Source organism: Bacillus sp. TH17, assembly GCF_016651125.1.
Lineage (GTDB): Bacteria > Bacillota > Bacilli > Bacillales > Bacillaceae_G > Bacillus_A > Bacillus_A mycoides.
In genome coordinates, this window is sequence record NZ_JAEKEN010000001.1 from 117,765 (window position 1) to 142,249 (window position 24,485).

Below are 24,485 nucleotides of genomic sequence, written 5' to 3' on the forward strand. Positions count from 1 at the left end.
GTTCAATAAAATAAATCATGCTACAATGAAAACGAATTAAGAACCGGGGAGCCAATTGGCTGAGAGGATGTAAGTATAACATCGACCCTCAACCTGATCTGGATAATGCCAGCGTAGGGAGTTACTTTAAAGTGATGTAGCATAAGTTATTATAGAATAACTTGTATACAAGGCTTTCCTACATGGTAGGAAAGCCTTTTCTTTTTTTGAAACCATATTTTGTAAGGGGGATTTTATTATGTCACAACAAGTTACAATTTCATTTTCAGTAGTACCACAAGCGAAGAACAAAGATGTGTATTCCGTTGTTGATAAAGCAATTGAAGTTGTACAACAGTCGGGAGTTCGTTATGAAGTAGGGGCAATGGAAACAACGTTGGAAGGAGAATTAGATGTACTTCTTGACGTCATTAAACGCGCGCAACAAGCTTGCGTCGATGCTGGAGCAGAAGAAGTAATCACTTCTATTAAAATTCACTATCGTCCAAGTACAGGCGTAACGATTGACGAAAAAGTTTGGAAGTACCGTGATGAATATGCAAAACCAGAAGCGATCTAAAATAATCACAACAATTTGGCTTATCCTTCTCATTGCTATATGGGAAGGATCTGTTTCATTATTTAAAATTGAGCCGTGGATTTTACCGAAGCCGTCTGCAATTGTGCAAGAGTTAATTGGAATGAAAGATTTACTATTACCGAATACAGTGCAAACGTTACAGGAAGTAATAATTGGGTTGTTTTTTGCAATTTTACTTGGGACGAGTATTGCTATCATTATGGATGTCATCCCTTTATTTCGGATTTTAATGAATCCATTGCTCGTTATTTCGCAAACAATTCCAATCGTTGTGCTCGCACCATTATTTATTATTTGGTTTGGATACGGAATGTTGCCAAAAGTAATGGTTGTTATTCTTGTTTGTTTCTTCCCAATTGCGCTTAGCATTTTAGAAGGTTTCCAAACGGTAGATAAAAATATGCTGAAACTGTTACAAACAATGAAGGCAACGAAATGGCAAGTTTACCAGAAAGTAAAGTTTCCAGCAGTACTCCCATACTTTTTCTCAGGTTTAAAAATTGCTGTTACATATAGTGTGATGGGGGCGATTATTGGGGAATGGCTTGGTGCCAGTGAAGGATTAGGAGTTATGCTTACAAGAGCAACAAAATCCTTTTTAACGGCTCGAGTATTTGGTGTTGCAGCGATTATCGTCATGGTGACATTATGTCTGTACTTTATTGTTGAATTTATGGCAAGAATAACAGCACCATGGATATACAGAAAGGGCGGCAGAAAATGAAAAAAGGTTTAAAAATTATGTTAGCTGCATTATTAGCAGTAACTGTTGCCGGATGTAATCCGGCGAAGAAAGAAGAAAGTTCAAGTAAAGATAAAAAAGTAAAAGTCGTTTTAGATTGGTTTCCAAATACGAATCATACTGGCTTATATGTAGCGCAAACGAAAGATTATTACAAAAAGCAAGGGCTTGATGTAGAAATTATCCAGCCTGGTGATAATGTAACGGCAGAGCAGATGATTGCTTCTGGGAAAGCAGACTTTGCGATAAGCGCACAAGAAAATGTAACATTAGCTCGTGTTGAAGGAATCCCAGTTGTTTCTGTTGGTGCAATTATTCAGCATAATACCTCTGCTTTTGCATCTCTAAAAAAAGATAGTATGACGTCACCGAAAGATTTTGAAGGTAAACGTTATGGCGGCTGGGGGGGACCAGCAGAAGAAGCGACGTTAAAGACGATTATGGAGAAACATCAAGCTGATTTTAATAAAGTTGAAAAAATCATTCTTGGACAAACAGATTTCTTTAAATCAATCGGTCGTGATGCAGACTTTGAATGGATTTATTATGGATGGGATGGAATTGAAGCGAAGCGTCAAGGAAAAGAGTTAAATACAATTATGGTAAAAGACTTAGATCCAGCGCTTGATTTCTATAGTCCTGTTATTATTACAAGTGAAAAACATACGAAGCAAGATAAAGATTTTGTGAAAAAATTTATGACGGCAACGACGGAAGGTTATGATTTTGCAATTAAAGAACCGAAAGAAGCTGCGGATATTTTAATTAAGGCTGTTCCAGATGTGAATAAAGAATTAGTACAAGAAAGCCAAAAGTGGTTAAGTACAAAGTATCAAGATGATGCAAAAGCGTGGGGAGTACAGAAGGAAGAGATTTGGACAAATTACATGAATTTCTTATATGACAACAAAGTTATTAAAAAGAAAATCGATGTAAAAGATGCCTTTACAAATGAATTCCTTCCAAGTGAAAAATGAGTGGATTACAAATAAAAGATATTGTAAAAGCTTTCGATGGAAAGAATGTATTAGCAAATATTAGTGCGTCTATACAAGAGGGAGAGTTTGTCTCTTTTGTAGGTCCGAGTGGTTGTGGAAAAAGTACATTATTAAATATGATTGCAAGTGTTGAAGAGCCAACGAGCGGAGAAGTGTTTTATAACGAGGAGTATGTAAAAAAACAAGATGTTGTTAGTTATATGCCGCAACAAGATTTATTACTACCGTGGCGATCGGCTTTGCAAAATATCGTGCTTCCATTGGAAATCGAAGGGAAGCCTAAAAAACAAAGGCTGACAGAAGGAATGGAAGCATTAAAGCAATTTGAGCTAGATGAATATGCAGATCATTATCCAGATGAATTATCAGGTGGAATGCGTCAAAGAATTAGTTTCCTTCGTACGTATTTATGTGAAAAGCCAATTATGCTGCTGGATGAGCCTTTTGGAAAATTAGATGCATTTACAAAAATGGAAGTACACAGTTGGCTTTTAAATTCTTGGCATCAAGAAAAGCAAACAATTGTTATGGTTACACATGACTTAGATGAGGCAATTTTACTTTCTGATCGCGTATTTATTTTATCTCAAAGACCAGCATCAATAGTTGGCGAGGTCCAAGTGGAATTACCTAGGCCGCGAACGATGGATATGTTAACATCTCTTGAGTTAAAGAAGGATAAGGAAGAAATTTTAAGAGTATTGGCTCCTTACATGAAAAAATAGAAAAAAGTCTTTTAACAGTTTTTTGTATAATTGCTGTTAAGAGGCTTTTTTTTATTGAAGGAGAAAGATGAAATCTATAGGGGAAATAGTGGGTTCATTAACATCGGATAAATTGGAAGAAGGAACAAAAGAAAAAGTAGAGAATAGAATATAACAGAGTGGTTTATACTCTTAATATAACAAATGTTAAAGGAGTGAAAGGATAAAATGACTTTATCAACTGTTCTTCAAATGGTTTTAGCTTGATATGGGAGAAGTCTGCCCATTTTTAACAAATAAGCTAAATTGAAGACAGCAGGTAAAGAACCTTAATCCTTTCTTACGATAATATGTAATGGGTAAGGTGTATTCACCTTACCCATTTTTATATGTATAACTAAATAAGGCTTTATACTGTTGTTCTCTCTATTTAGCTTATGGATCATAAGAAAAGGAGAGAAAAAAGATGAGTATATTAACAGTAGAAAATGTAAGTCATTCATATGGTGAGAAAACCATTTTATATAATGCGTGCTTTCGATTATTAAAGGGCGAACATGTTGGGCTAGTAGGGAAAAATGGAATTGGAAAATCCACATTATTACGCTTGTTAACAGGAGAACTTATACATGATGATGGAAACATTGAATGGTTTCCACATGTGAAGATTGGCTTTTTGCAACAGCATATAGATTTACAAGAAGGCATAACAATTGAAGAATACTTGCAAAGTGCGTTTTCTAACCTGTATGAGTTGGAACGTGACATGTTAAAACTTACAGAAGAGATGGCTGGAGCAGGAGAAGTAGCGAAATTGTTAGTAAGGTATGGAGAGTTACAAACTATATTGGAGAATTCTAATTTTTATCAAATTCATACAGAAATTGAGGAAGTAGCAACAGGCTTAGGCTTGTTTGAAATAGGATTGGAAAAGGATGTTTCAAAGTTAAGTGGTGGTCAGCGGACAAAGTTGTTACTTGGGAAACTCCTTTTAGAAAAAGCGGATGTTTTATTATTAGATGAGCCAACTAACTATTTAGATACAGCACATATAGAATGGTTGCAATCATATTTACAAATGTATGAAAAAGCTTATATTATCATTTCGCATGATGAAATATTTTTGAACAATATTACGAATGTTATTTATCATCTAGAAGAACGAAAGGTTAAGCGCTATGCGGGAGATTATGAAACCTTTTTGCAAAGTTATCAATTACAAAGGAAACAATTACAAGCGGCGTATGCGAAACAACAAAAAGAAATTGCACATTTAGAGGGTTTTATTCAAAAAAATAAAATTCGTAAAGCGAAACAAGCGAAAAGTCGTGAAAAAGTATTAGAGAAAATGAAAAAGGTTGAAAAGGTTAACGATGTACCTCGCGCCCGTTTTGATTTTAATGTTTATACTGAGCCAGTGAGTCGTATATTACAGGTAGAGAAACTGAAAATTGGTTATGGTGAACCGTTATTTCCAGAATTGGATTTTCAAGTGAAAAAAGGGGAAAAGATTGCGATTATTGGTCATAATGGGATTGGAAAAACAACAATGTTAAAAACATTACTAGGACAAATAAAACCGTTAGGCGGCTCAGTTTCTGTTGGGGAACGAGTAAAACCCGCTTATTTTGCACAAGAGGAATTTTCCTCAGAAATAACTGCACTAGAAAGAGTATGGGCAGGGAGACCAGATATGACAAGAAAAGAAATCCGACAAGCATTAGCAAAGTGCGGATTGAAAGAAGAACATGTATTAAAACCTATCCAGTTATTAAGTGGAGGAGAACAAACAAAAGTACGATTATGCGAACTTATCGTAACTAAAAGCAATGTTTTAATTTTAGATGAACCAACTAACCATTTGGATACAGAGACTAAGACGGATTTACAGGAAGCGTTAAAACAATATAAAGGTACAGTTTTAATTGTTTCACATGAGCCCTCTTTCTATGAAGCATGGATAACGAAAATATGGAATATCGAAAAATGGAACGTTTAACAATAATCACAAAGAAAAGGCGTTAGCTTTTATGAGCTAATGCCTTTTCTTTGTGATTAACATGATTTTCGAGAACTCTCAAATGAGAATTGTAAGAAAAAGAACTCTTATGGTGCGCTTATAAGCGCACCATAAGAGTTCTTTTTCTTTGGTTATATTTATAATAATACTAGATGCCTTTCCCTAATAGGCTACTATCTTTTTTATATATACAGATAGTTTGAAATGGAATGGAAATGATTCCTATATGTAAAGGATAATGTGATTAGTATGGGAAGACAATAGAACTTAAAGGAAATTCATGTAAAATTCAGATGAACTTCACGCGAACTTCATATTAGAAACTAAATATAATTATAATAGATTATTATAATATAAATTGTGATTTTTCATAAAATTAAAAGTTTGAATTTAGGATAGAGCACTCAAACCTAAATTCAAACTTTAGTGAAATAATTAATGGAGGTTACGTTTAGTTTTCATTAATGGATGCATTTACAAGTTCGGCGGGATTGCCTGTTCCTGCCCCTCCGATTGTAACTGATCCACCAGGAGGAATTTCACCATTCCATCCTGCATTCGTAATTACGTAATGATTATTTATTTTACTACTAATTTTAGAATCCCAAACTTGTGTTAAATTGCCGTTATAATCAAATTCTAATTTCCAGTTTTTAATAGGGGTCGTTCCGCTATTTTTAATTATAATTGAGAAGTTGTAACCACTTCCCCAATTTGAAGTGACTGAAAAGGTAGCATTGCCATTTCCAACAGGAGGTGTTGTGTTAGCATCATCTGTTTTTATAAGAATAGAAGTAGGTTGTGATTTGTTACCAGCAGCATCTTTTGCTAATACTGAAAATGTGTATTCTGTATTAGGTTTCAAGTTTTTAATTGTAATGCTATTTGTTGTTGTACTCCATTTCTCTTCTCCGGCAGTAATTTCATATTCAGTAACGCCTACGTTATCAGTAGATGCAGTCCAGTTTAATTGAACTGAGTTTGAATTTTTATTTGTAACAGCAATATTTTTTACGTTTGTTGGTGGTTCAGTATCTTTTTGAGTAATAGGTCCACCAAGTAATTCTTTTACTAGCGTATCAAGTAATTTTGGTCCACTACAACTATATTTTGGACTTGTACGGCAATCCCCGCTTAGTTCCCAAAACATTGCGCCACTTAAACCCTTTGTCTTTATATAGTCTGTTTTATATTTCATAGATTCATTGTCATCATAGCTAATAAAGGTTCCTGTAGTCGCATTATATAAATAAGGTACTTTCGCTACATCGTTCCATCCGCGAACAAAACCATTTTTATTCACATAATTAGATGCTAAATCACCATAATCGTACACACCTGTGTCACCGGTAGAATAATCATCCCAAGTGCCTTTAGAAGCGAGCTTTCCGTCACTACCTGGTTTACAAGGTTGGTATTGCCCATTATTTTCTTTTCCGCAACTTTTCCATCCACGTCCGTAAAAAGGTACACCTAATACGAGTTTATCCGCTGGAACCCCTTCATTTGTATAAATGTCTATCGCACCATCTACGTAAAATTTCGTATCCGCTGCGGGGTCATTTGGATCTTTGTATAGTGCAGCATTATGGTTAGAAGTAGCTTCCCACCCACCGTGGAAATCGTATGTCATAATATTAATCCAATCCAGTATTTGAGAAATCTTCTTTAGCTCTGTATGATCCGCATAACGTTGGCTTGCACCTGACGCGATTGTTAGTAAATATTGTTTACCATCTTCTGCACCAGCTTTCGTTAATGCATTTCGAACATCTTGAAGCAGAAGGGTGAAGTTTTGTTTATCTTCAGGACGATAACTACCACCAGGAATCGTTTCAACACCCGGGTATTCCCAGTCTAAATCAACGCCGTCAAATCCATATTCGCGAAGAAAAGCTACTGTAGATTCAGCGAATACTTTTCTGGTTTTTTCATCAGCGGCCATATCAGAAAAGCGGTTAGACCAAGTCCAGCCACCAACTGAAATAATTGTTTTTAAGTGAGGATACTTAGCTTTTAATCGTTTCAGTTCTCCGAAATTTCCACAGCGGGCATATTTATCACAATCTTCCCAAGTTGTACCCGATCCCGGATAAGATTTTGTGACATCAGCCCATGGTTCACCGAGTACGAGAGTGCCATTAGGGACCTCTTTATTTTGCAGTGGTACACCAGATTCTTTACAGTTCCACGTTTGTTTATTTGGATTATCGGGGTGAGTAGAAGGGTTTCCATGTTTTCCATTCCAGCAAATATCAGCGAAAGCATAGTTTAAATGAGTTAGCTTTGATGCATCAATGTCTGCAACTTGATAATTACGTCCGTAAACGCCCCATGAAGGAAAATACCCAACAATTTTTTGACCTTGCTTTGGTGAATCTGCTAATGCGAAATTTGGAGTAATAAAGTTTGTGAGAAAAAGAGGTAAGAAAAGTAGTAGGGATAGTAATAGTAGCGTGAATTTTTTTGATCTCATAGTCATTTCTCCTTTCAAAATAAAAGATATATTTAAAGGCATGCGCCAATAAACCAAAGTGAATCTAGACGTATGAAACGTCTAGATAAAAATGATCAGACATCACGAAGTCTATACAAGGGAGCTGGGGGTGATTAAATCGTAGCAAATGCAAGATTTGGTGTAAACGCTTTATTTGATTCGCAAAGATTTTCTCAATATTAAATGGCTCTAATACAGACTACACATGAAAATAAAATATTGATTAGGGAGGAAAAGGCTCCTTGTAATTAAATTTGAGAAAAAATTGTATAAAGTCAATTTGTAATAGCGTAGCAAGATGAGAAAATATCATGTAAAATAATAGTAAAAATATGTAAAGGAGCGAATGGTGTGGATGTCTTTTTGAACATTGCTGAAGAAAAAATTCGACAAGCAATACGGAATGGTGATCTCGATCATATTCCGGGGAAAGGAAAACCACTACAATTAGAAGACCTTTCAATGGTACCTCCAGAACTTAGAATGAGTTATAAAATCTTGAAAAATGCAGGTATGATTCCACCAGAAATGGAACTACAAAAAGATATATTAAAAATAGAAGACTTAATTGCGTGCTGTTATGATGAAATAGAGAGAAAAGAATTACAAGAAGAGTTAACAGCAAAAGCGCTGCGTTTTCAGCAGGTAATGGAAAAGAGAAAGATTAAAGATTGTTCGGCTTTTCGTATGTATCAGGATAAAGTATTTCGTAAATTACGCTAAGAGGGATAAGATGAATACATTTGAAACGATAGAAGAATTAGCGACATATATTGAAGGACAACAATTGGTACTGCTGTTTATTAAAACGGAAAATTGTGGTGTTTGTGATGTTATGTTAAGAAAAGTAAATTGCGTATTAGAGAATTATGATTACGTAGAGAAAGTAGAAATATTACTACAAGAAATGCAAGAGATTGCGGGGCGATATGCAGTATTTACAGGGCCAACAGTTTTATTATTTTATACTGGAAAAGAGATCCTTCGTGAATCGCGCTTCATTTCACTTGAAAATTTAGAGAGAACCATTCAATTATTCGAAGATTAAGGGAGGCTTTTATATGGAATTTATTATTGTCATACTATTATTTGTTGTAGTTGGAACGATCGCAACAGCAGTTCGATCAAACAAAAAGAAGGTAAATCTTACAAAACAAAATAACATTCATAATTCATCCAACAGCTCATCACCATTATTTTTCTTTGCTGGATCGGATAATGATAGCTCGCACGATGGAGGTTCACATGATTGCGGAGGTTCTTTTGGTGGAGATAGTGGAGGTAGCTGCGGTGGTGGAGGCGGCGGTGATTGATGAGAATACGCCCTATAGGGGGCGTATTTCTTTTTAAACAAACGTTGGATTAGTTGGCTTACATATGCATAAAAACAGTTAAACAAACGTTTGATTAAATATTTTTAACATGCTAGGGGAAATGAAAAGGGAACCGTATTTCTTACTAAATTAGGATTTAAATTTGGAATAATACATATGATTCGAATGTGGTTTGAAAGTACGTTTTCTTAAATAAGGAGTATAGCCTCTTGCGATAGAGGTTTTTATTTGTTATTATTAGACCGAGCGGTCGGTTTAAAGAGGTGTGAATATGAGAAGAAGCGCAGAAGAGATAAAGAAAGAAATTGCCTATAAAGCAGAAAGTCTGTTTTCACAGAAGGGCTATGCAGCTACATCTATGGAAGAGATTTGTGAGATTACAGAGAGAAGTAAAGGAAGCATTTATTATCACTTTAAAAGTAAAGAAGAATTATTTTTATTTGTAGTGAAACAGCATACGTATGATTGGCTTGAAAAATGGAATGAAAAAGAGAAGTTGTATAGTACTAGTACTGAAAAACTATATGGTCTCGCGGAATATTATGTAGAGGACATACAGCAACCCATTTCAAATGCAATAGAGGAATTCTCTATGAGCCAAGTTGTAAGTAAAGAAATTCTAGATGAACTGTTAGCTTTAACTAGAGAATCATATGTTATGGTTGAGAAATTAATTGAAGCAGGTATACAGTCTGGAGAGTTTCAAGAAGATGATACGCGTGATCTTATGTATATTGTGAATGGATTATTATCGGGGCTTGGAGTACTTTACTACGAGTTAGATTATAAAGAGCTGAAACGTATTTATAAAAAGGCAATAGATGTATTGTTAAAAGGAATGGCAGCTGAATAATAGGTCAGTTGCTTTTCTTACAAAATAAATTAGACCGAACGGTCGGTTTATGAAAGGGGGAATGAAAATGAACGCTTTATTTAAAAACCGAGCATTTATGCTCGTTATGGCATCTGATATTTTACAACAATTTGCAATTTGGATCAGAAATATGGCTCTTTTGTATTTCATAATGGAGCGAACGAATAATGATCCGGTTTCAGTTTCTTTATTATCGGTTATGGAATATGCACCAATTTTTATTTTTTCATTCATTGGTGGTGCGTTAGCAGATCGCTGGAATCCGAAGAGAACGATGGTTGCTGGAGATGTATTAAGCGTATTATCTATTATAGGAATTGTCTTTTTGCTAAAGCTTGATTATTGGCAGGCTATATTTTTTGCAACACTCGTTTCCGCAATTGTAGGTCAGTTTTCTCAGCCGTCATCTTCACGTATATTTAAGCGCTATGTAAAAGAAGAACAGGTAGCAAGTGCTATTGCATTTAACCAAACATTACAGTCGTTATTTATGATTTTTGGACCAGTTGTAGGTTCAATTGTGTATACACAACTTGGCTTATTTACCTCACTATATAGCTTGATCATTTTATTTTTGTTATCGGCTATTGTCATTTCGTTTTTACCAAAATGGGTTGAACAAGAGCAAGTGGCGAGAGGTTCATTAAAAAATGATATAAAAGAAGGTTGGAAATACGTTCTTCATACGAAAAATTTACGTATGATTACGATCACTTTCACCATTATGGGCTTAGCTGTTGGACTAACGAATCCATTAGAAGTGTTTCTTGTAATAGAACGGCTTGGAATGGAAAAAGAAGCCGTTCAATATTTAGCCGCAGCTGATGGAATCGGTATGTTAATTGGTGGTATTGTTGCTGCAGTTTTCGCTTCAAAAGTGAATCCGAAAAAGATGTTTGTATTCGGTATGAGCATATTAGCGATGTCATTTTTAGTAGAAGGGTTATCTACATCATTTTGGATTACTAGTTTCATGAGATTTGGAACAGGTATTTGTTTAGCCTGTGTCAATATCGTTGTCGGTACGCTTATGATTCAACTTGTACCAGAAAATATGATTGGCAGAGTAAATGGAACGATTTTACCACTGTTCATGGGGGCAATGTTAATTGGAACTTCACTAGCTGGAGGATTGAAGGAGATGACCTCACTAGTTACTGTATTTTGTATAGCAATGGCACTTATTTTATTAGCAATAGGTCCGGTTTTACGTATGCAAATAAAGAAAGAAGATATTGTGAATCGAGAGGAAATGACGAATTGATTAGTTTCGAAATAGCTATTGTAAGGGAGCAGAATTGCTCCCTTTTCTTGTGGCAATCTTTTGACAATGACATGCCCCAACTATATACTGATGATGTAAAAACGATTTTACAGGTTAGGAGAAACGGTGTGAAAAATCAAATCTATGAATTGCGCACTGCAAATAGTATTTCACAAGGTGCATTAGCGGATAAGTGTAACGTATCAAGACAGACGATAAATGCAATTGAGAATAATAAATATGATCCAAGCTTAGCACTAGCATTCCGGTTAGCAGAAGTATTAGGAACAACTGTCGATAAACTATTTTTGTACAAGCTTTAGAGTTTTTAATTGTAGGGCTTTCTCTTATATTGTTTTAGTTTTCGGATTAGGTGGTGTAACGGACGTATTATTTTCGGGTACTCTAGTTAATAAGAATCCACCGATAATAAATAAGACAATAATACTAAGGACACCAGCGTTTGTTTTTCCTGTTAATTGGGTTGTGACACCAACTAATACCGGACCCATAATTGCCGCGAATTTACCAAAGATATTATAAAATCCGAAGAATTCATTTGCAGATTCTTTCGGTACTAGTTTTGCGAAATAAGAACGGCTAAGTGCTTGAATTCCGCCCTGAGAAGTAGCAACTAACATTGCTAAAATCCAGAAATCAAACGTCGTTTTTAAGAAATAAGCATATGTGCAAATAATGATATAAATGATAATGCCGACATATAGCATTTTTTTACCGGTAAATGTTTCCGATAGTTTTCCATATAATAAAGCAAATGGACAAGCGACAATTTGTGTTACAAATAAGATGATTAATAGATTGGTTGCACTAATACCGAGATCTGTTCCGTAAGCAGTAGACATAGTGATAATTGTATCTACCCCATCAATGTAGAAAAAGTAAGCTATTAGGAACATAAATACAGTTTTATATTCTTTAATATTTTTAAACGTATTAGCAAGGCGCTTGAAGCTCATTGCAATTGGTCTTGGATGACGTTCAATATAGTGTGTTTGCTCTACATTTTTTAGCATTGGTATCGTAAATAGTCCCCACCAAAGAGCTGTTATTGCAAAGGAAATTTGACTAGCAATTCCGACTGATAAGGGGATAGTTCCTTTTTGAGCAAGAATAATAAGAGCAATACAACCGATAAAAGGAATTGTACTCCCAATGTAACCTAATGCAAAACCTCGCGTAGAAATTCGGTCCATTCTATCTCCAGAGGTAACATCTACTAGAAATGCATCATAAAAAATATTTGCTCCAGCAAAGCCAACTAATGCGAGCATATAGCATCCTAGTAATAAGTACCACTGAGATGTTGGAACAACTGCTAGCATACTTGTAAATACGATACCGAGTCCAAAGAAGAATGTGAAAAATCGTTTTTTAAATCCCTTATAATCAGCAACCGTGCCGAGAATAGGAGCGAGTATAGAAATTAAAAGTGTAGCGAACGAGTTTGCATATCCCCAATAGGCTGTTGAAGTTGCACCAGATAGTCCAGCTTCTTTTGCAGCTGCTTTAAAGTAAATTGGAAATAATGCAGTTGTAATGACGAGCGAATATACCGAGTTCGCCCAATCGTACAATATCCAGCTTTTTTCTTGTCTGGACATTTTTTTCATATAATGTTCCCCCTTAAATTTGTTCTACTAACAGTGTACAAAAATAAAAATTATAAAAAGAGAAACAGTGATGATTTTTACATAACTTTTACATATATACACAGTTCTTTACAATTGAAGTAAATCCTCTACAATTGCGCCGTCTGTTTCACCTAAGTGCAAACCGAGTAACCTAGCGATAGTCGGACCTTCATCAATCAGTCTCATATACGGAATTGTAACGCCGCTTTGAATGCCTTTCCCAGCAGCCATAAAAATTGTTTCATAGTTAGGTTTTGTTGGGGAATATCCATGTGTTCCAAATGTATATTTCTTACTAGAATTAACATCTTCTTTATTAACTTCTTTTATGAAATCACCTGTATAATTTTCAATGAAGTAATAACCTTCCATGGCCTCTAGCATAAATAAGCAATTACCATCAGCGCCACGTTCTTTTGCATCTTCATCGTGCAGAATAAATTCAATTCCATTTTGTTTATCCTGAAGAAGCTCTTCAAGAAGAAGTTGAATCTCTTTAATCGTTTCAGTATCATTTTTATCCTTTACATGTACGTAGGCAGATCCATCACAGCTTTGGCAATAAGCTTTCCAATCGTGTATTTTTCCACGTTTATTTACGGATATAAGCCCTTTTTGACAGAATAGGACATTTAATTGGATTGCTTTGTTTTCACTTAAAGCGCTATGGTCACCAAGTGCAATAATTGTACTTTCTTCGTATATACCACTTTCTTTTAATGTATGGATAATTTTTCCGAGGCGTTCGTCGTGTCTGTGGATTGCAGCTACTGTTTCCTCAGACTCGAAGCCATGGTAATGTCTGTGAGTATCTAAATCAGTAAAATGTACAAACATAACATTAGGCTTTTTCGTCTGAATTGTATGTACGGCAGAAGCAAGGACGAAATTATCAAGCTCAGGCTGTGACAATCCATTTCGTATATGGCCGAAACGACGATTTAAATCTAATTGATATAGCGGGCTACCGCTAAATAATGAAACTAAAATTTGATTTTGCCACGGTCTATTTGGAAAAATTTCCGGTAAATTGTAATCGATATTTGCTCTTCCAGTAACAGGCCATAGAAGGGCTGCTGTCGTTAAATTTGCTTTGCGTGCTTCATCATATAAAGTTGTTCCTTTAATGGACTTTCGGTACCAATGCCAATCTGGTGAATCACGTCCTGGTTGAAGTAATGTATTGCTGACAACGCCATGCTTATTAGGATAATTACCGGTTACGATTGTTGAGTGGCTTGGATATGTTACAGAAGGATAAATTGGCTCCACTTTTTTCGCAATCGCGCCCTTTTTTATTAAAGTTTGGAAATTAGGTAGTTTTTGTAATATAGGAAAATCTAAAGCTGATAAGCAGTCGAAAGATAAAATAATGACGTGATTTGTTAATGCTTTATCCATAAAGTTTCCCTCCTGATTATATAAAACCTATTCTTATATATTACTATTAATACCTGGTAATAAAAATATATTTTTGAATAAAATTTCGTTATTTATTTTCAGAAAAATTAAACATATAATAAGTATAAGGGAATGAATGGAAGGAGGGAATACTATGGATTGGCTAGATGGATTTGGTATCTTTTACATCATTGGTGGAGTCACCGTTCTCCTTGTATTTTTTATGTCATATTTACTAAAGAAACGTTTTCCAGATAAACAGTTTGATATTATATTTGCACTTAGTTTAGTACTTCTTTGTTTAGCTTTCTTTCCTGTAACAATGATCGCTATTGGTGGTTGGGAAGGAATGGGATACGGATTTATTTGTTTCTTCGTTTTAATTGGTACACTAATTGGTATGGTTGCTCATCAACTTGTAAAAATAGTTCGGAAAAGTTACGTATAAAACAGTGATAATTGAAAAAAATGTATAAAAATAAGAAAATTGGCTCTTGTTTTGAAATAAAATTTATATTATGATATTCAACAAATTTATTTTGTTATAACGATGAAAAAGGAATAGTACATGTCTTACCTTTTTGCAGAGAGAGAATCCTTTTGGCTGGAAGATTCTTAAAGAGGCGATATGGAACCTACCTTTGAGTTCTGCATATGCAGCGGGAAATTCCCGTTATCAAAAAGAGAGCATACTCAATTTTTTTGTGTATGAATCAGGGTGGTAACGCCGACAAAGCTCGGTCCCTATTTGGGGACGCGGGCTTTTTCTATTTTCTAAAGGAGGAAGAATAACTATGGTAAAAGAACAAGTACAAGCCATTACGAAAATGGAAGAAGACTTTGCTCAGTGGTATACCGATATTGTAAAAAAAGCGGAGCTTGTTGATTATTCAAGTGTGAAAGGTTGTATGATTTTACGTCCATACGGTTATGCATTATGGGAAAATATGCAGAAAGTGATGGATGAAAAATTAAAAGAATCTGGTCATGAAAATGTGTACATGCCAATGTTTATTCCAGAGAGTTTATTACAAAAAGAGAAAGATCATGTTGAAGGATTTGCTCCTGAAGTAGCATGGGTTACTCATGGCGGAGATGAGAAATTGGCGGAAAGACTTTGTATACGTCCTACATCTGAAACTCTATTCTGTGAGCATTTTTCAAAAATTGTTCAATCATATAATGATTTACCAAAGTTATATAACCAGTGGTGTTCAGTAGTTCGTTGGGAGAAGACGACGAGACCATTCCTTCGTACAACTGAATTTTTATGGCAAGAAGGTCATACGATTCATGAAACGGCAGAAGAATCTCAAATTGAAACATTAAATATTTTAAATCTATATGCTGCTTTTTGTGAAGAGTATTTAGCGATTCCGGTTATTAAAGGGCAAAAAACAGAAAAAGAAAAGTTTGCAGGAGCGAAGGCAACTTATACGATTGAAAGTTTAATGCATGATGGAAAAGCACTTCAAACAGGAACATCTCATAACTTTGGAACGAATTTCTCTGAAGCATTTGATATTAAGTTTTTAGACCGTAACGGTAAATGGCAATACGTACATCAAACATCTTGGGGTGTATCAACAAGAATGATAGGTGGACTTATTATGGTTCATAGCGATAATAACGGACTTGTAATGCCACCGAAAGTCGCTCCAGTACAAGTTGTTATCGTTCCTATTGCTCAGCACAAAGAAGGTGTGTTAGAAAAAGCAACAGAGTTGCAAGGACGTATTCAGAAGGTTGCACGTGTAAAAATAGATGCTAGCAATAAAACACCTGGCTGGAAATTTAATGAGTATGAAATGAAGGGTGTTCCAATTAGATTAGAAGTTGGTCCAAAGGATATTGAAAAGAATCAAGTTGTACTTGTAAGGCGAGATACGAAAGAAAAAGAGTTTATATCAATGGATCAATTAGAAGAACGCATTCCAGTACTACTTGAGGAAATTCACCATTCTTTATTTAGCAAAGCAAAAGTATTTCGCGATGAGAATACGTATAGTGTGACGAATTTCGAAGAGATGAAAAAAGCGGCTGATGAAAAGCAAGGTTTTATTAAAGCGATGTGGTGTGGAGAACTAGCTTGTGAAGAAAAATTAAAAGAAGAAGTTGGAGTATCTTCACGTTGTATTCCGTTCGAACAAGAAAGTTTAGCTGACGAATGTATTTGCTGTAGTAAAAAAGCGAAGCAGATGGTGTATTGGGGAAAAGCGTATTAATACTCTTTCTACTAGATGACAAAAAGGACTTTGATTGCATAATAAAATGCAATCAAAGTCTTTTTAGTTTTATCCCGCTATTTGCCAGGTAGTAAAACTCCCACTTCAAAATTCGGCTGGAGCTAAGAAGTTAGGTGGGAGCCCTGCTGCCCGTAAAAGCCCGATTGGTGAAGGCTAATAATCAGTGGGGGATGAACAAAATCCCCACTGATTAAAGTTTCACTTTATAATCTGTTTCATGTATTTTTAGATGGAAGGATGATTTTTTTATTTTGCGTTTTTACGACGAATAAATAGTAACACACCAATTAGGAATGTCGAAAGACCAATTAAAATAGATGCAGGATAATGCGTTGCAGTATTAGGCAATTTATTGCCTTGTTTTGTTGCATTATCTTTTGCGTTACCGCTTTGAGAGCCGCTATCGCCTTTAACACGGTTGCCGCCCTGAGAGCCATTACCACCTTGAGAACTGCTGTCGCCTTTAACACGGTTGCCGCCCTGAGAGCCACTGCCACCAGAACCACTGCCACCAGAACCACTGCCACCAGAACCACTGCCACCAGAACCACTGCCACCAGAACCACTGCCACCAGAGCCGTTACCGCCAGAGCCGTTACCGCCAGAACCGTTGCCACCAGAGCCATTGCCACCAGAGCCATTGCCACCAGAGCCATTGTCACCAGAACCACTGCCACCAGAGCCATTGTCACCAGAACCACTGCCACCAGAGCCGTTACCGCCAGAACCACTGCCACCAGAACCGTTGCCACCGGAGCCATTGCCACCAGAACCACTGCCACCAGAACCGTTGCCACCAGAGCCATTGCCACCAGAGCCATTGTCACCAGAACCACTGCCACCAGAGCCGTTACCGCCAGAACCACTGCCACCAGAGCCGTTACCGCCAGAACCACTGCCACCAGAACCGTTGCCACCGGAGCCATTGCCACCAGAACCACTGCCACCAGAACCGTTGCCACCAGAACCGTTGCCACCAGAGCCATTGTCACCAGAACCATTGCCACCAGAACCGTTGCCGTCAGAACCATTGCCGCCAGAACCACTGCCGCCAGAACCATTGCCGCCAGAACCACTGCCGTCAGAACCACTGCCGTCAGAACCACTGCCGCCAGAACCATTGCCGCCAGAACCGTTGCCACCAGAACCGTTGCCACCAGAACCACTATCGTCCTGAGAACCATTGTTTCCTGGAGGTTCATTATTATCTTTTGAATTACCTTCTGCTAAAGTATCGTTATTTTGTACAATAGCGTTTGTTATTGGATGGAAGTTTTCAGTTGCAGCATTACCAATATTTAAGCCGCTAAAAAAGGATAAAGAAAGTGTTGATGCTAGAATGAAGATTTTTGTCATTGTTTTCCTCCTGAAGAAAAAATTATTGTTCCATCTAAAATACACCCCTTTGTAATATTTCATAGGAAAAAGAGTTTTATGCAAAAAAAACTATATATAGAAAAAGGTGGTGTATTTCTAAAGGGAGAAAAGAGTTAATGTAAATTCCTTGCAAATAGTAGAGTGATGGAGAATTTACACTCATAACAGTAGAGGAAGTGGCAACGGATGAAAGAATATATTGCATTTGATATTGGTGGTACGCAAATTAAATATGGAATTGTTTCAGAAATAGGGGTAGTACTAATACATAAAAAGGTTCCAACAGAAATTCACTTGGGCGGGGAACAAATTGTTCAAAAACTTATATGTTTATCAAAAAAGTTAATGACTGAACATACTATTTCCGGAATTGGTATTAGTACAGCGGGAATTGTTGATATTGATAAAGGAGTTATAACGGGAGGTGTGGATCATATTCCGCGTTATGCTAATATTTCTATTGTTGAGAGACTACAAGAAGTATTAAAAGTTCCTGTATCTATTGAAAATGATGTTAATTGTGCGGCCTTAGGCGAGAAATGGAAAGGTACAGGGAGGGGAGAAAGCGATTTTATTATGCTTACGCTTGGAACGGGCATTGGTGGAGCAATTGTTATAAATGGGGAGTTATACCGTGGACATTCGTTTGGCGCTGGGGAATGGGGGAACATGTTAATAGAAGGGAATACTTTTGAGGAGGTTGCCTCAATTTCGGGATTAATTCATCTCGTACGAAGATATAAAGGTGAAAAGGAGTGGGATGGTAAAACAATTTTCGAATTATATGATAAGGGTGATAGCAGTGTTATTCAAGCCGTGAAGATTTTCTTTAAACATTTGGCGATTGGAATTAGTAACCTTGCTTATATTTTTAATCCGAAAATGATTATTATTGGTGGGGGAATTACTGAAAGAGGAGATGATTTTTTAAATGAAGTGAAGGAAGAGATAGGAACATACTTAAATCAAGATATTTATAGTAATTGTGAGATTAAACTTGCGCAAAGCGGCAATTGTGCAGGAATGATTGGTTCTATTTACCACTTATTACATCAGTATAAATAAATATAGTATCTGTTTTCATATAATTGAGAATTTATCCTTTTTCTCATTAGATAAATAATGCTACAATATAAGAGGAGAATACAATGTTTTCCGATTTGGAAAATGCTTTGTAGAAAGGAAGAAACTTCATGCCTATTATTTTAGAAAAAGGACAAAAGATTGATTTAACAAAAGGACAACCGAGAGTAGCGAAACTGCAGGTTGGCTTAGGCTGGGATCCAATTGGGCAATCAGGTGGGTTTCTGTCTTCTTTATTTGGAAGTAAACCAAGTGTAGATTGTGATGCATCTGTCGTTATGTTAGAAGGGGATCGTTTTTTAAACAAAAATGATCTAGTTTACTTCGGCAACAAACTTTCTACTTGTGGTAGTATCATTCATTCAGGAGATAATTTAACAGGTGAAGGCGCTGGTGACGACGAAACAATTTTCGTAGAATTACATAAAGTTCCGAGCCGTATTAATCGTTTAGTATTCGTTGTAAATATTTATGACTGTGTAAATCGTCGTCAAGACTTTGGGATGATTCGCAATGCATATATTCGTATTCAAAACCCACAAACAGGTGAAGAATTAGCACGTTATAACTTGTCAGATAATTACGCTGGCAAAATGACTTTAATTGCAGGGGAAATGTATCGAGACGGAAACGAATGGAAGTTTTCAGCAGTTGGAGAAGGAACACAAGATAAAAACTTAAGTGAGATTGTATCACGTTACCAATAAGATAAACCAAGGAGGAATTGTATATGGCATCAATTTCATTGAAAAAAGGACAAAAGGTAGACTTAACAAAAACAAATCCAGGTCTTTCGAAAGTTCTTGTAGGACTTGGTTGGGATACGAATCGTTATGACGGACAAAGCGATTTCGATTTAGATGTTAGTATCTTCTTAGTAGGTGCTAACGGTAAAGTTTCAGGAGCAGAGGATTTCGTTTTCTATAATAATCCAAAAGGTGCGAATGGTGCTGTAGAGCATTTAGGAGATAACCGTACAGGTGCAGGTGAAGGCGACGATGAAACAATTAAAATAGACTTAAAAAATGTTCCTGCACATATCGAGCGTATTTGCTTCACAATTACAATTTATGATGGAGAAGGCCGTAGCCAAAACTTCGGACAAGTTTCTAACTCTTTCGTACGCATTATGGATGAAGAAAAGAATGCAGAATTAATTCGTTACGATTTAGGAGAAGATTTCTCTATTGAAACTGCAGTAGTAGTAAGTGAATTATACCGTCACGCAGGTGAATGGAAATTCAATGCAATCGGAAGTGGATTCCAAGGTGGATTAGGTTCTCTATGTAATAACTTTGGTTTAGATGTAGAGTAATAGATTTATATATCCATCGGTGAAACGCGTATTTACTGATGGATATATTTTTTGAAATTAAAATATAGAGGTGAAAATATATGGTTATTCAATTGCAAAAAGGACAGAAAATAGATTTAGCTAAAACAAGCCCAGGTTTATCAAGAGCAGTAATTGGTCTTGGATGGGATATTAAATCTTATGATGGTGGATCTGATTTCGATTTAGATGCATCTGCCTTTTTATTAGATGCGAACGGGAAATGTACGAAGGAAACTGATTTTATTTTCTATAATAATTTACAGTCTCCTTGTGAATCAGTTTTACATACAGGAGATAACCGTACAGGTGCAGGTGACGGTGATGATGAGCAACTTGTTGTCGATTTGAAAAAGGTTCCAGCAGATGTTCATAAAATTGCTATTACAGTTACAATTTATGATGGAGAAGGCCGTAATCAAAACTTTGGACAGGTTGCAAATGCATTCGTGCGTTTAGCAAATGAAGAAACAAACGAAGAAGTTCTTCGTTTTGATTTAGGGGAAGATTTCTCCATTGAAACAGCAGTTGTCTTTTGTGAATTATATCGTCATAATGGACAGTGGAAGTTTAGTGCAGTAGGAAGTGGATTCCAAGGTGGATTAGGTGCGCTTGTAAGAGCGTATGGCTTGGATGCATAAGAAGGGAAACGGTATTCGTTTCCTTTTTTTGACCTTTCTATAAATCTAGCAAAGAATAGGGGATAAAGGTAAGATGAGTATTTTGCAAGGAATCCTTGATACGTATGCTCAGTTTTTCGACTTGGACATGTGGATTAAAGTGTTACAAGATCCAGTATCTTGGGGGTTAATAGGTACACTTGTTGTACTTGAAGGGTTATTATCTGCTGACAATGCACTTGTGTTAGCGGTAATGGTAAAACATCTTCCAGAAGAAAAACGAAAAAAAGCATTATTCTATGGACTTATTGGAGCTTATGTATTCCGTTTTATTGCAATTGGAATTGGAATGTTCTTAATTAAATTAGCATGGGTAAAAGTGTTAGGTGCACTTTACTTAGCTTGGCTTTCAGTTAAATACTTCATTGATAAAAGAAAAGGTAATGCAGAAGAAGAGGAAGCTCATGGTATGAACCAAAATAGTATTCTCTTCAGAATGTTTGGTGTCTTCTGGGGGACAGTTGCGATGGTTGAATTAATGGATATCGCATTCTCTGTAGATAGTGTACTTGCTGCATTTGGTGTATCGAATGAAGTTTGGATTTTACTATTAGGTGGAATGCTCGGTATTTTAATGATGCGCGGTATTGCTGGCGTATTCTTAAAATTGTTAGAGCGTATTCCAGAACTTGAAACGACAGCATATATTTTAATCTTAATTATTGCAGCAAAAATGCTACTGTCTGTCATTCATATTGAAGTAAGTCATACGCTGTTCTTTATTATTTTAGTTATAGCGTTTGGAGCAACATTTATACTTCACTACATGAAGAATTCTGGACAAGCTAAAGAAGAAGTTGCAGCTACTAAAAATGAACATAAATAATTGAAATGGGTTTGCTCGTTATGCGAGCGCCCATTTTTTATAACTAAAAATAGTTTATAATAGAAGAGAGACTTTATAAAAAACGTAAATGTTTTTGGAGGTGAACTGTTGTGTTTTCACGTTTTACACTTCAACCATGTGCATTAAAAGATGAATCAGATTTAAAGCAATTTGAAGCGCTTTTAGAAAAACGCCCACAATATGAACTGACAGAGAATGAGATGAAATTTAGTTATATAGCAAGTCGCATTCTTGGTGTTCCGAATGATGTAGATGAATATTTCAATGAACTATTTGATTATAGTGAAGCAAAAGGGATTGAGGTTTTGCATGAACAAAATTTAAATAAGGTGATTGATCCCGAAAAACTGCGCCATATTCAAGAAGTTTTTGCATTACATCAAGAAGCGCCGAATGGACTTACAGTAAATAGGCTTGTAGCACATTTGTCTGGAAAACAACTATTACCGCAAGTAGACAATCCTGATTTACAGCATTATATACATACAAAGTTTATTTCTGTATTGAAATTGTATGAGAAACAACATAATCAATCTTTAAAAACAGAAGGATTCCGGCGTTTCTTAATCGATATGATTAAATTAAGTGAAAATTACGTAGCGAAGTGGTTCTCTACGATTAATTATAAGAAACAAATGCCACGTATCGTTTGGTACGGTGATGCGACGGAGAGTCGTATATATTTCTTATACTTTCTTATTATGCTCGGCTGTGATGTGCTTTATTATCACCCAGAAGGAAAAGATGGATTTGAGAGTGTAGATGAGGAAGGAAAGACCTTTGTCGTATCTCATTCAGGCCGTATTTCATTGGAACCATTTCCTGATCGGCGTCGTGAACGCGTCGCAACAGTAGCTTATCAAGCTTCAAAAGAAATCGAGCAAGTACTTCACCACGATAATTCATTATTATACAAACCGTGGCAATTCCGTTCGTATACACCTGTAGCCCGTACGCTCAAAACAACGTACGATGAACTCTTTTTAATTACGAAAGAAAAGGCATTTGTACGCCCAACATTCTTTGTTGAAAATAAGCATATTTATATTCCTTCTTTATTTGCAAAAATATCAGGTGTTTCAAAGAATGATAAAGAATATTTTCAGCGACTAAAGGCTGTTACATCATTTGATAACAGTTTCTTGATTAATACATTCCCGTTCACGAAAGAACAAAAAGCGAATTTCCAATATCATTATCGAGATGCATTGGACCGCGGGGGAAAGTTACATCCGGATTTAATTATGAACAGCCATTGGTGGCCGCATAAGCGTTTACCAGAAGGATTACAACATGGTATTGCAGAAGCAATCATCCATACGTGCGAAAGTGAAATGTGTAAACCAATTGCGAAAGAGACGAAACAAGATGTAGCACTGTATGTTTTCGCACAACTCTCTCAAATACCACCGAACATTTTAGAGCAGCTTGAGAAATTTGATTATTCGCAAGAAGTACCGAAAATTGTTATATTTAATAATGAGAAGAGCGGAGAATTAAGTCGTTCTGATGCTGTGTTATTACTATTTTTAAATCAAATTGGAGTAGATGTATTCCACTTTAATCCAACGGGGAGAAACGATATTGAACCGTATATTCAATCAGGAGCATTTGATTCACATTGGCTTGAAGAAGTTAATTTCGATCTTGAATTTCATGGTTCATCAGCCTATAAAAATTTATCACAAACAATAAAAGGACTATTTCGTCCATTTTTATAAGGAAAGGGAGAATACCATATGAATAACCCAGTCGTACTAGATTCGAAAACAGAATTGAATGAGCAAACCGCACAAGATGTTCGCTTGCAACTTAGACAAGATGCAGAAGTGCAACGTATTTATAACGCAGTAGACATTAAAGATCAATTAGAATTAATTGAACTCGGAAAAGAACCTTCTATGGAAATTTCACGTTTCGCTGATCAAATTTTACATACAATGTCTTTATCGAAAGTAGAAGACTCTGGTGAATTATTAAAACAGCTTGGTAAAATTATGGACAGATTTGATAGTAAAGACTTTGCGGAAGAGAAAAGTGGTTTCTTCTCACGTATGTTCAAAAAAGCAGATAAAATGATTGAACAAATCTTTAGTAAGTATCAGACGATGGGTCGCGAAATGGATAAAGTATACGTAGAAATTACGAAGTATCAAGATGAAATGAAAAAATCAATTGGTACGTTAGATGGTTTATATGAGCAAAACTTAAAGTATTATTTAGACTTAGAAAAATACGTAGTAGCAGGGGAAATGTTATTAGAGCGTTTAAATACAGAGTTAGTTCCGATGTACGAAGAGCGCATACGTAATAATGATCAGTTAGCGGGTATTGAATTAGAATCGCTTAAAAACTCTGTTGAAATTTTAGAACAACGTATTGATGATTTAGAAAAAGCACGTATGGTTGCTCTATTAACAGCACCACAAATTCGTATGATTCAACGCGGTAACAATAAATTAATCGGTAAAATCAATACAGCATTTATTACAACGATTCCTATCTTTAAAAATGGTATCATTCAAGCGGTAAATGCGAAACGTCAAAAGCTTGTTGCGGACTCTATGGCTGAACTTGATCGCCGTACAAATGAATTACTTAAGAAAAATGCACAAAATATCGCAACTCAAAGTGTGGAAGTAGCGAGATTATCAGGTTCTTCTAGTATTAAGATGGAAACACTTGAGGAAACTTGGAACATTATTTCAAGAGGTATGCAAGAAACACAACAAATTGAAGAGCAAAATAAACGTGAGCGTGAAGAAAGTCGTAAGCGTATGGCTACATTAACAGAGAACATCAAAAAAGAATTACAAGGATAAAGAAAAGGCAATGAGGAACAGTCCTCATTGC

General features: G+C 36.0%; 24 protein-coding genes, 1 pseudogene, 1 riboswitch and 1 other annotated feature. Of the genes and pseudogenes, 21 read left to right on the forward strand and 4 right to left on the reverse strand.

Features of this window, described 5'->3' with window-relative positions; all coding sequences use genetic code 11:
* Positions 1–34 precede the first annotated feature (34 nt).
* Positions 35–137, forward strand: a riboswitch (TPP riboswitch).
* A gap of 101 nt (positions 138–238) precedes the next feature.
* From JFT95_RS00500 to JFT95_RS00520, 5 genes are all read left to right on the forward strand, one after another.
* Positions 239–559, forward strand: a complete 321-nt coding sequence (locus JFT95_RS00500; RefSeq protein ID WP_000082898.1) for an MTH1187 family thiamine-binding protein — start codon at positions 239–241, stop codon at positions 557–559.
* Positions 531–1,304, forward strand: a complete 774-nt coding sequence (locus tag JFT95_RS00505) for an ABC transporter permease (protein ID WP_002091231.1) — start codon at positions 531–533, stop codon at positions 1,302–1,304. The genes JFT95_RS00500 and JFT95_RS00505 overlap by 29 nt, the downstream gene beginning before the upstream one ends.
* A complete protein-coding gene (locus JFT95_RS00510) occupies positions 1,301–2,299 on the forward strand; it encodes an ABC transporter substrate-binding protein (RefSeq protein ID WP_201051115.1) in 999 nt (332 codons plus the stop codon). The genes JFT95_RS00505 and JFT95_RS00510 overlap by 4 nt, the downstream gene beginning before the upstream one ends.
* Positions 2,296–3,045 carry an ABC transporter ATP-binding protein gene (locus JFT95_RS00515; protein ID WP_002139487.1) on the forward strand — a complete coding sequence of 250 codons (750 nt, stop codon included), beginning with the start codon at positions 2,296–2,298 and terminating at the stop codon, positions 3,043–3,045. The genes JFT95_RS00510 and JFT95_RS00515 overlap by 4 nt, the downstream gene beginning before the upstream one ends.
* 445 nt (positions 3,046–3,490) lie before the next feature.
* Positions 3,491–5,023 (forward strand): ABC-F family ATP-binding cassette domain-containing protein, encoded by a 1,533-nt coding sequence (locus JFT95_RS00520; RefSeq protein WP_002140244.1) that lies wholly within the window; start codon positions 3,491–3,493, stop codon positions 5,021–5,023.
* Positions 5,024–5,495: 472 nt separating this feature from the next.
* Here the strand turns inward: JFT95_RS00520 and JFT95_RS00525 are convergent, their stop codons facing one another.
* The gene (locus tag JFT95_RS00525; protein WP_088038315.1) at positions 5,496–7,520 is read right to left on the reverse strand and encodes a glycosyl hydrolase family 18 protein; all 2,025 of its coding nucleotides are present in this window, start codon (positions 7,518–7,520) and stop codon (positions 5,496–5,498) included.
* Between the two features lie 372 nt (positions 7,521–7,892).
* On the opposite strand from JFT95_RS00525, the gene JFT95_RS00530 reads away from it, so the two are divergent.
* The 7 genes and pseudogenes from JFT95_RS00530 (at position 7,893) to JFT95_RS00560 (ending at position 11,336) form a co-directional block, all read left to right on the forward strand.
* Entirely contained in the window at positions 7,893–8,264 is a 372-nt protein-coding gene (locus tag JFT95_RS00530) for a DnaJ family domain-containing protein (RefSeq protein WP_088038317.1), read from the forward strand.
* A 10-nt stretch (positions 8,265–8,274) separates the two neighbouring features.
* Positions 8,275–8,589 (forward strand): thioredoxin family protein, encoded by a 315-nt coding sequence (locus JFT95_RS00535; RefSeq protein ID WP_201051116.1) that lies wholly within the window; start codon positions 8,275–8,277, stop codon positions 8,587–8,589.
* Positions 8,590–8,602: 13 nt separating this feature from the next.
* On the forward strand, positions 8,603–8,854 hold the full coding sequence (locus JFT95_RS00540; protein ID WP_002029564.1) for a hypothetical protein: 252 nt from the start codon (positions 8,603–8,605) through the stop codon (positions 8,852–8,854).
* 129 nt (positions 8,855–8,983) lie between these two features.
* Positions 8,984–9,067: pseudogene (locus JFT95_RS00545) on the forward strand (histidine kinase); the annotation flags it as partial.
* 79 nt (positions 9,068–9,146) lie between these two features.
* A complete protein-coding gene (locus JFT95_RS00550) occupies positions 9,147–9,728 on the forward strand; it encodes a TetR/AcrR family transcriptional regulator (protein WP_002124986.1) in 582 nt (193 codons plus the stop codon).
* A gap of 67 nt (positions 9,729–9,795) precedes the next feature.
* Positions 9,796–11,013, forward strand: coding sequence for an MFS transporter (locus JFT95_RS00555; protein ID WP_201051118.1), 1,218 nt, complete (start codon positions 9,796–9,798; stop codon positions 11,011–11,013).
* Between the two features lie 71 nt (positions 11,014–11,084).
* Positions 11,085–11,336, forward strand: coding sequence for a helix-turn-helix transcriptional regulator (locus tag JFT95_RS00560; RefSeq protein WP_033715363.1), 252 nt, complete (start codon positions 11,085–11,087; stop codon positions 11,334–11,336).
* 24 nt (positions 11,337–11,360) lie between these two features.
* Here the strand turns inward: JFT95_RS00560 and JFT95_RS00565 are convergent, their stop codons facing one another.
* Both JFT95_RS00565 and JFT95_RS00570 read right to left on the reverse strand, forming a co-directional pair.
* Positions 11,361–12,644, reverse strand: coding sequence for an MFS transporter (locus JFT95_RS00565; RefSeq protein WP_078204724.1), 1,284 nt, complete (start codon positions 12,642–12,644; stop codon positions 11,361–11,363).
* A gap of 108 nt (positions 12,645–12,752) precedes the next feature.
* The gene (locus tag JFT95_RS00570; protein ID WP_201051120.1) at positions 12,753–14,066 is read right to left on the reverse strand and encodes an alkaline phosphatase family protein; all 1,314 of its coding nucleotides are present in this window, start codon (positions 14,064–14,066) and stop codon (positions 12,753–12,755) included.
* Between the two features lie 154 nt (positions 14,067–14,220).
* Here JFT95_RS00570 and JFT95_RS00575 point away from each other — a divergent pair, with 154 nt between their 5' ends.
* A complete protein-coding gene (locus JFT95_RS00575) occupies positions 14,221–14,514 on the forward strand; it encodes a YesK-like family protein (RefSeq protein WP_002124993.1) in 294 nt (97 codons plus the stop codon).
* 93 nt (positions 14,515–14,607) lie between these two features.
* Positions 14,608–14,815 (forward strand) — a binding site (T-box leader).
* A 45-nt stretch (positions 14,816–14,860) separates the two neighbouring features.
* Complete coding sequence (gene proS / locus JFT95_RS00580) at positions 14,861–16,291, forward strand: proline--tRNA ligase (protein ID WP_002124994.1); 1,431 nt, start codon at positions 14,861–14,863, stop codon at positions 16,289–16,291.
* 267 nt (positions 16,292–16,558) lie between these two features.
* Here proS and JFT95_RS29395 read toward each other — a convergent pair whose 3' ends face one another.
* Positions 16,559–17,668, reverse strand: coding sequence for a cell wall anchor protein (locus tag JFT95_RS29395; protein WP_242487597.1), 1,110 nt, complete (start codon positions 17,666–17,668; stop codon positions 16,559–16,561).
* A 207-nt stretch (positions 17,669–17,875) separates the two neighbouring features.
* On the opposite strand from JFT95_RS29395, the gene JFT95_RS00595 reads away from it, so the two are divergent.
* From JFT95_RS00595 to JFT95_RS00625, 7 genes are all read left to right on the forward strand, one after another.
* Complete coding sequence (locus JFT95_RS00595; RefSeq protein ID WP_201051125.1) at positions 17,876–18,754, forward strand: ROK family protein; 879 nt, start codon at positions 17,876–17,878, stop codon at positions 18,752–18,754.
* A gap of 128 nt (positions 18,755–18,882) precedes the next feature.
* On the forward strand, positions 18,883–19,479 hold the full coding sequence (locus tag JFT95_RS00600) for a TerD family protein (protein ID WP_002029589.1): 597 nt from the start codon (positions 18,883–18,885) through the stop codon (positions 19,477–19,479).
* 23 nt (positions 19,480–19,502) lie between these two features.
* Positions 19,503–20,087: a TerD family protein gene (locus JFT95_RS00605; RefSeq protein WP_002124998.1), complete on the forward strand. Its 585-nt coding sequence runs from the start codon at positions 19,503–19,505 to the stop codon at positions 20,085–20,087.
* Positions 20,088–20,167: 80 nt separating this feature from the next.
* Positions 20,168–20,746, forward strand: coding sequence for a TerD family protein (locus JFT95_RS00610; RefSeq protein ID WP_002010227.1), 579 nt, complete (start codon positions 20,168–20,170; stop codon positions 20,744–20,746).
* A 73-nt stretch (positions 20,747–20,819) separates the two neighbouring features.
* Positions 20,820–21,611 (forward strand): TerC family protein, encoded by a 792-nt coding sequence (locus JFT95_RS00615; protein WP_087996684.1) that lies wholly within the window; start codon positions 20,820–20,822, stop codon positions 21,609–21,611.
* A 110-nt stretch (positions 21,612–21,721) separates the two neighbouring features.
* Positions 21,722–23,353: a YceG family protein gene (locus JFT95_RS00620; protein ID WP_088004531.1), complete on the forward strand. Its 1,632-nt coding sequence runs from the start codon at positions 21,722–21,724 to the stop codon at positions 23,351–23,353.
* Between the two features lie 18 nt (positions 23,354–23,371).
* Entirely contained in the window at positions 23,372–24,454 is a 1,083-nt protein-coding gene (locus JFT95_RS00625; RefSeq protein ID WP_002029585.1) for a toxic anion resistance protein, read from the forward strand.
* The last annotated feature ends 31 nt before the right edge of the window (positions 24,455–24,485 follow it).

What these genes read in the sequence shown, in the direction of transcription:
- proS (WP_002124994.1), top strand. Translation starts at nt 14,861, where the DNA reads ATGGTAAAAGAACAAGTACAAGCCATTACGAAAATGGAAGAAGACTTT.
- JFT95_RS00615 (WP_087996684.1), top strand. Translation starts at nt 20,820, where the DNA reads ATGAGTATTTTGCAAGGAATCCTTGATACGTATGCTCAGTTTTTCGAC.
- JFT95_RS00525 (WP_088038315.1), bottom strand. Translation starts at nt 7,520, where the DNA reads ATGAGATCAAAAAAATTCACGCTACTATTACTATCCCTACTACTTTTC.
- JFT95_RS00595 (WP_201051125.1), top strand. Translation starts at nt 17,876, where the DNA reads ATGAAAGAATATATTGCATTTGATATTGGTGGTACGCAAATTAAATAT.
- JFT95_RS00555 (WP_201051118.1), top strand. Translation starts at nt 9,796, where the DNA reads ATGAACGCTTTATTTAAAAACCGAGCATTTATGCTCGTTATGGCATCT.
- JFT95_RS00535 (WP_201051116.1), top strand. Translation starts at nt 8,275, where the DNA reads ATGAATACATTTGAAACGATAGAAGAATTAGCGACATATATTGAAGGA.
- JFT95_RS00570 (WP_201051120.1), bottom strand. Translation starts at nt 14,066, where the DNA reads ATGGATAAAGCATTAACAAATCACGTCATTATTTTATCTTTCGACTGC.
- JFT95_RS00605 (WP_002124998.1), top strand. Translation starts at nt 19,503, where the DNA reads ATGGCATCAATTTCATTGAAAAAAGGACAAAAGGTAGACTTAACAAAA.
- JFT95_RS00610 (WP_002010227.1), top strand. Translation starts at nt 20,168, where the DNA reads ATGGTTATTCAATTGCAAAAAGGACAGAAAATAGATTTAGCTAAAACA.
- JFT95_RS00600 (WP_002029589.1), top strand. Translation starts at nt 18,883, where the DNA reads ATGCCTATTATTTTAGAAAAAGGACAAAAGATTGATTTAACAAAAGGA.
- JFT95_RS00550 (WP_002124986.1), top strand. Translation starts at nt 9,147, where the DNA reads ATGAGAAGAAGCGCAGAAGAGATAAAGAAAGAAATTGCCTATAAAGCA.
- JFT95_RS29395 (WP_242487597.1), bottom strand. Translation starts at nt 17,668, where the DNA reads ATGACAAAAATCTTCATTCTAGCATCAACACTTTCTTTATCCTTTTTT.
- JFT95_RS00510 (WP_201051115.1), top strand. Translation starts at nt 1,301, where the DNA reads ATGAAAAAAGGTTTAAAAATTATGTTAGCTGCATTATTAGCAGTAACT.
- JFT95_RS00500 (WP_000082898.1), top strand. Translation starts at nt 239, where the DNA reads ATGTCACAACAAGTTACAATTTCATTTTCAGTAGTACCACAAGCGAAG.
- JFT95_RS00540 (WP_002029564.1), top strand. Translation starts at nt 8,603, where the DNA reads ATGGAATTTATTATTGTCATACTATTATTTGTTGTAGTTGGAACGATC.
- JFT95_RS00575 (WP_002124993.1), top strand. Translation starts at nt 14,221, where the DNA reads ATGGATTGGCTAGATGGATTTGGTATCTTTTACATCATTGGTGGAGTC.
- JFT95_RS00625 (WP_002029585.1), top strand. Translation starts at nt 23,372, where the DNA reads ATGAATAACCCAGTCGTACTAGATTCGAAAACAGAATTGAATGAGCAA.
- JFT95_RS00505 (WP_002091231.1), top strand. Translation starts at nt 531, where the DNA reads ATGAATATGCAAAACCAGAAGCGATCTAAAATAATCACAACAATTTGG.
- JFT95_RS00520 (WP_002140244.1), top strand. Translation starts at nt 3,491, where the DNA reads ATGAGTATATTAACAGTAGAAAATGTAAGTCATTCATATGGTGAGAAA.
- JFT95_RS00515 (WP_002139487.1), top strand. Translation starts at nt 2,296, where the DNA reads ATGAGTGGATTACAAATAAAAGATATTGTAAAAGCTTTCGATGGAAAG.
- JFT95_RS00565 (WP_078204724.1), bottom strand. Translation starts at nt 12,644, where the DNA reads ATGAAAAAAATGTCCAGACAAGAAAAAAGCTGGATATTGTACGATTGG.
- JFT95_RS00560 (WP_033715363.1), top strand. Translation starts at nt 11,085, where the DNA reads ATGCCCCAACTATATACTGATGATGTAAAAACGATTTTACAGGTTAGG.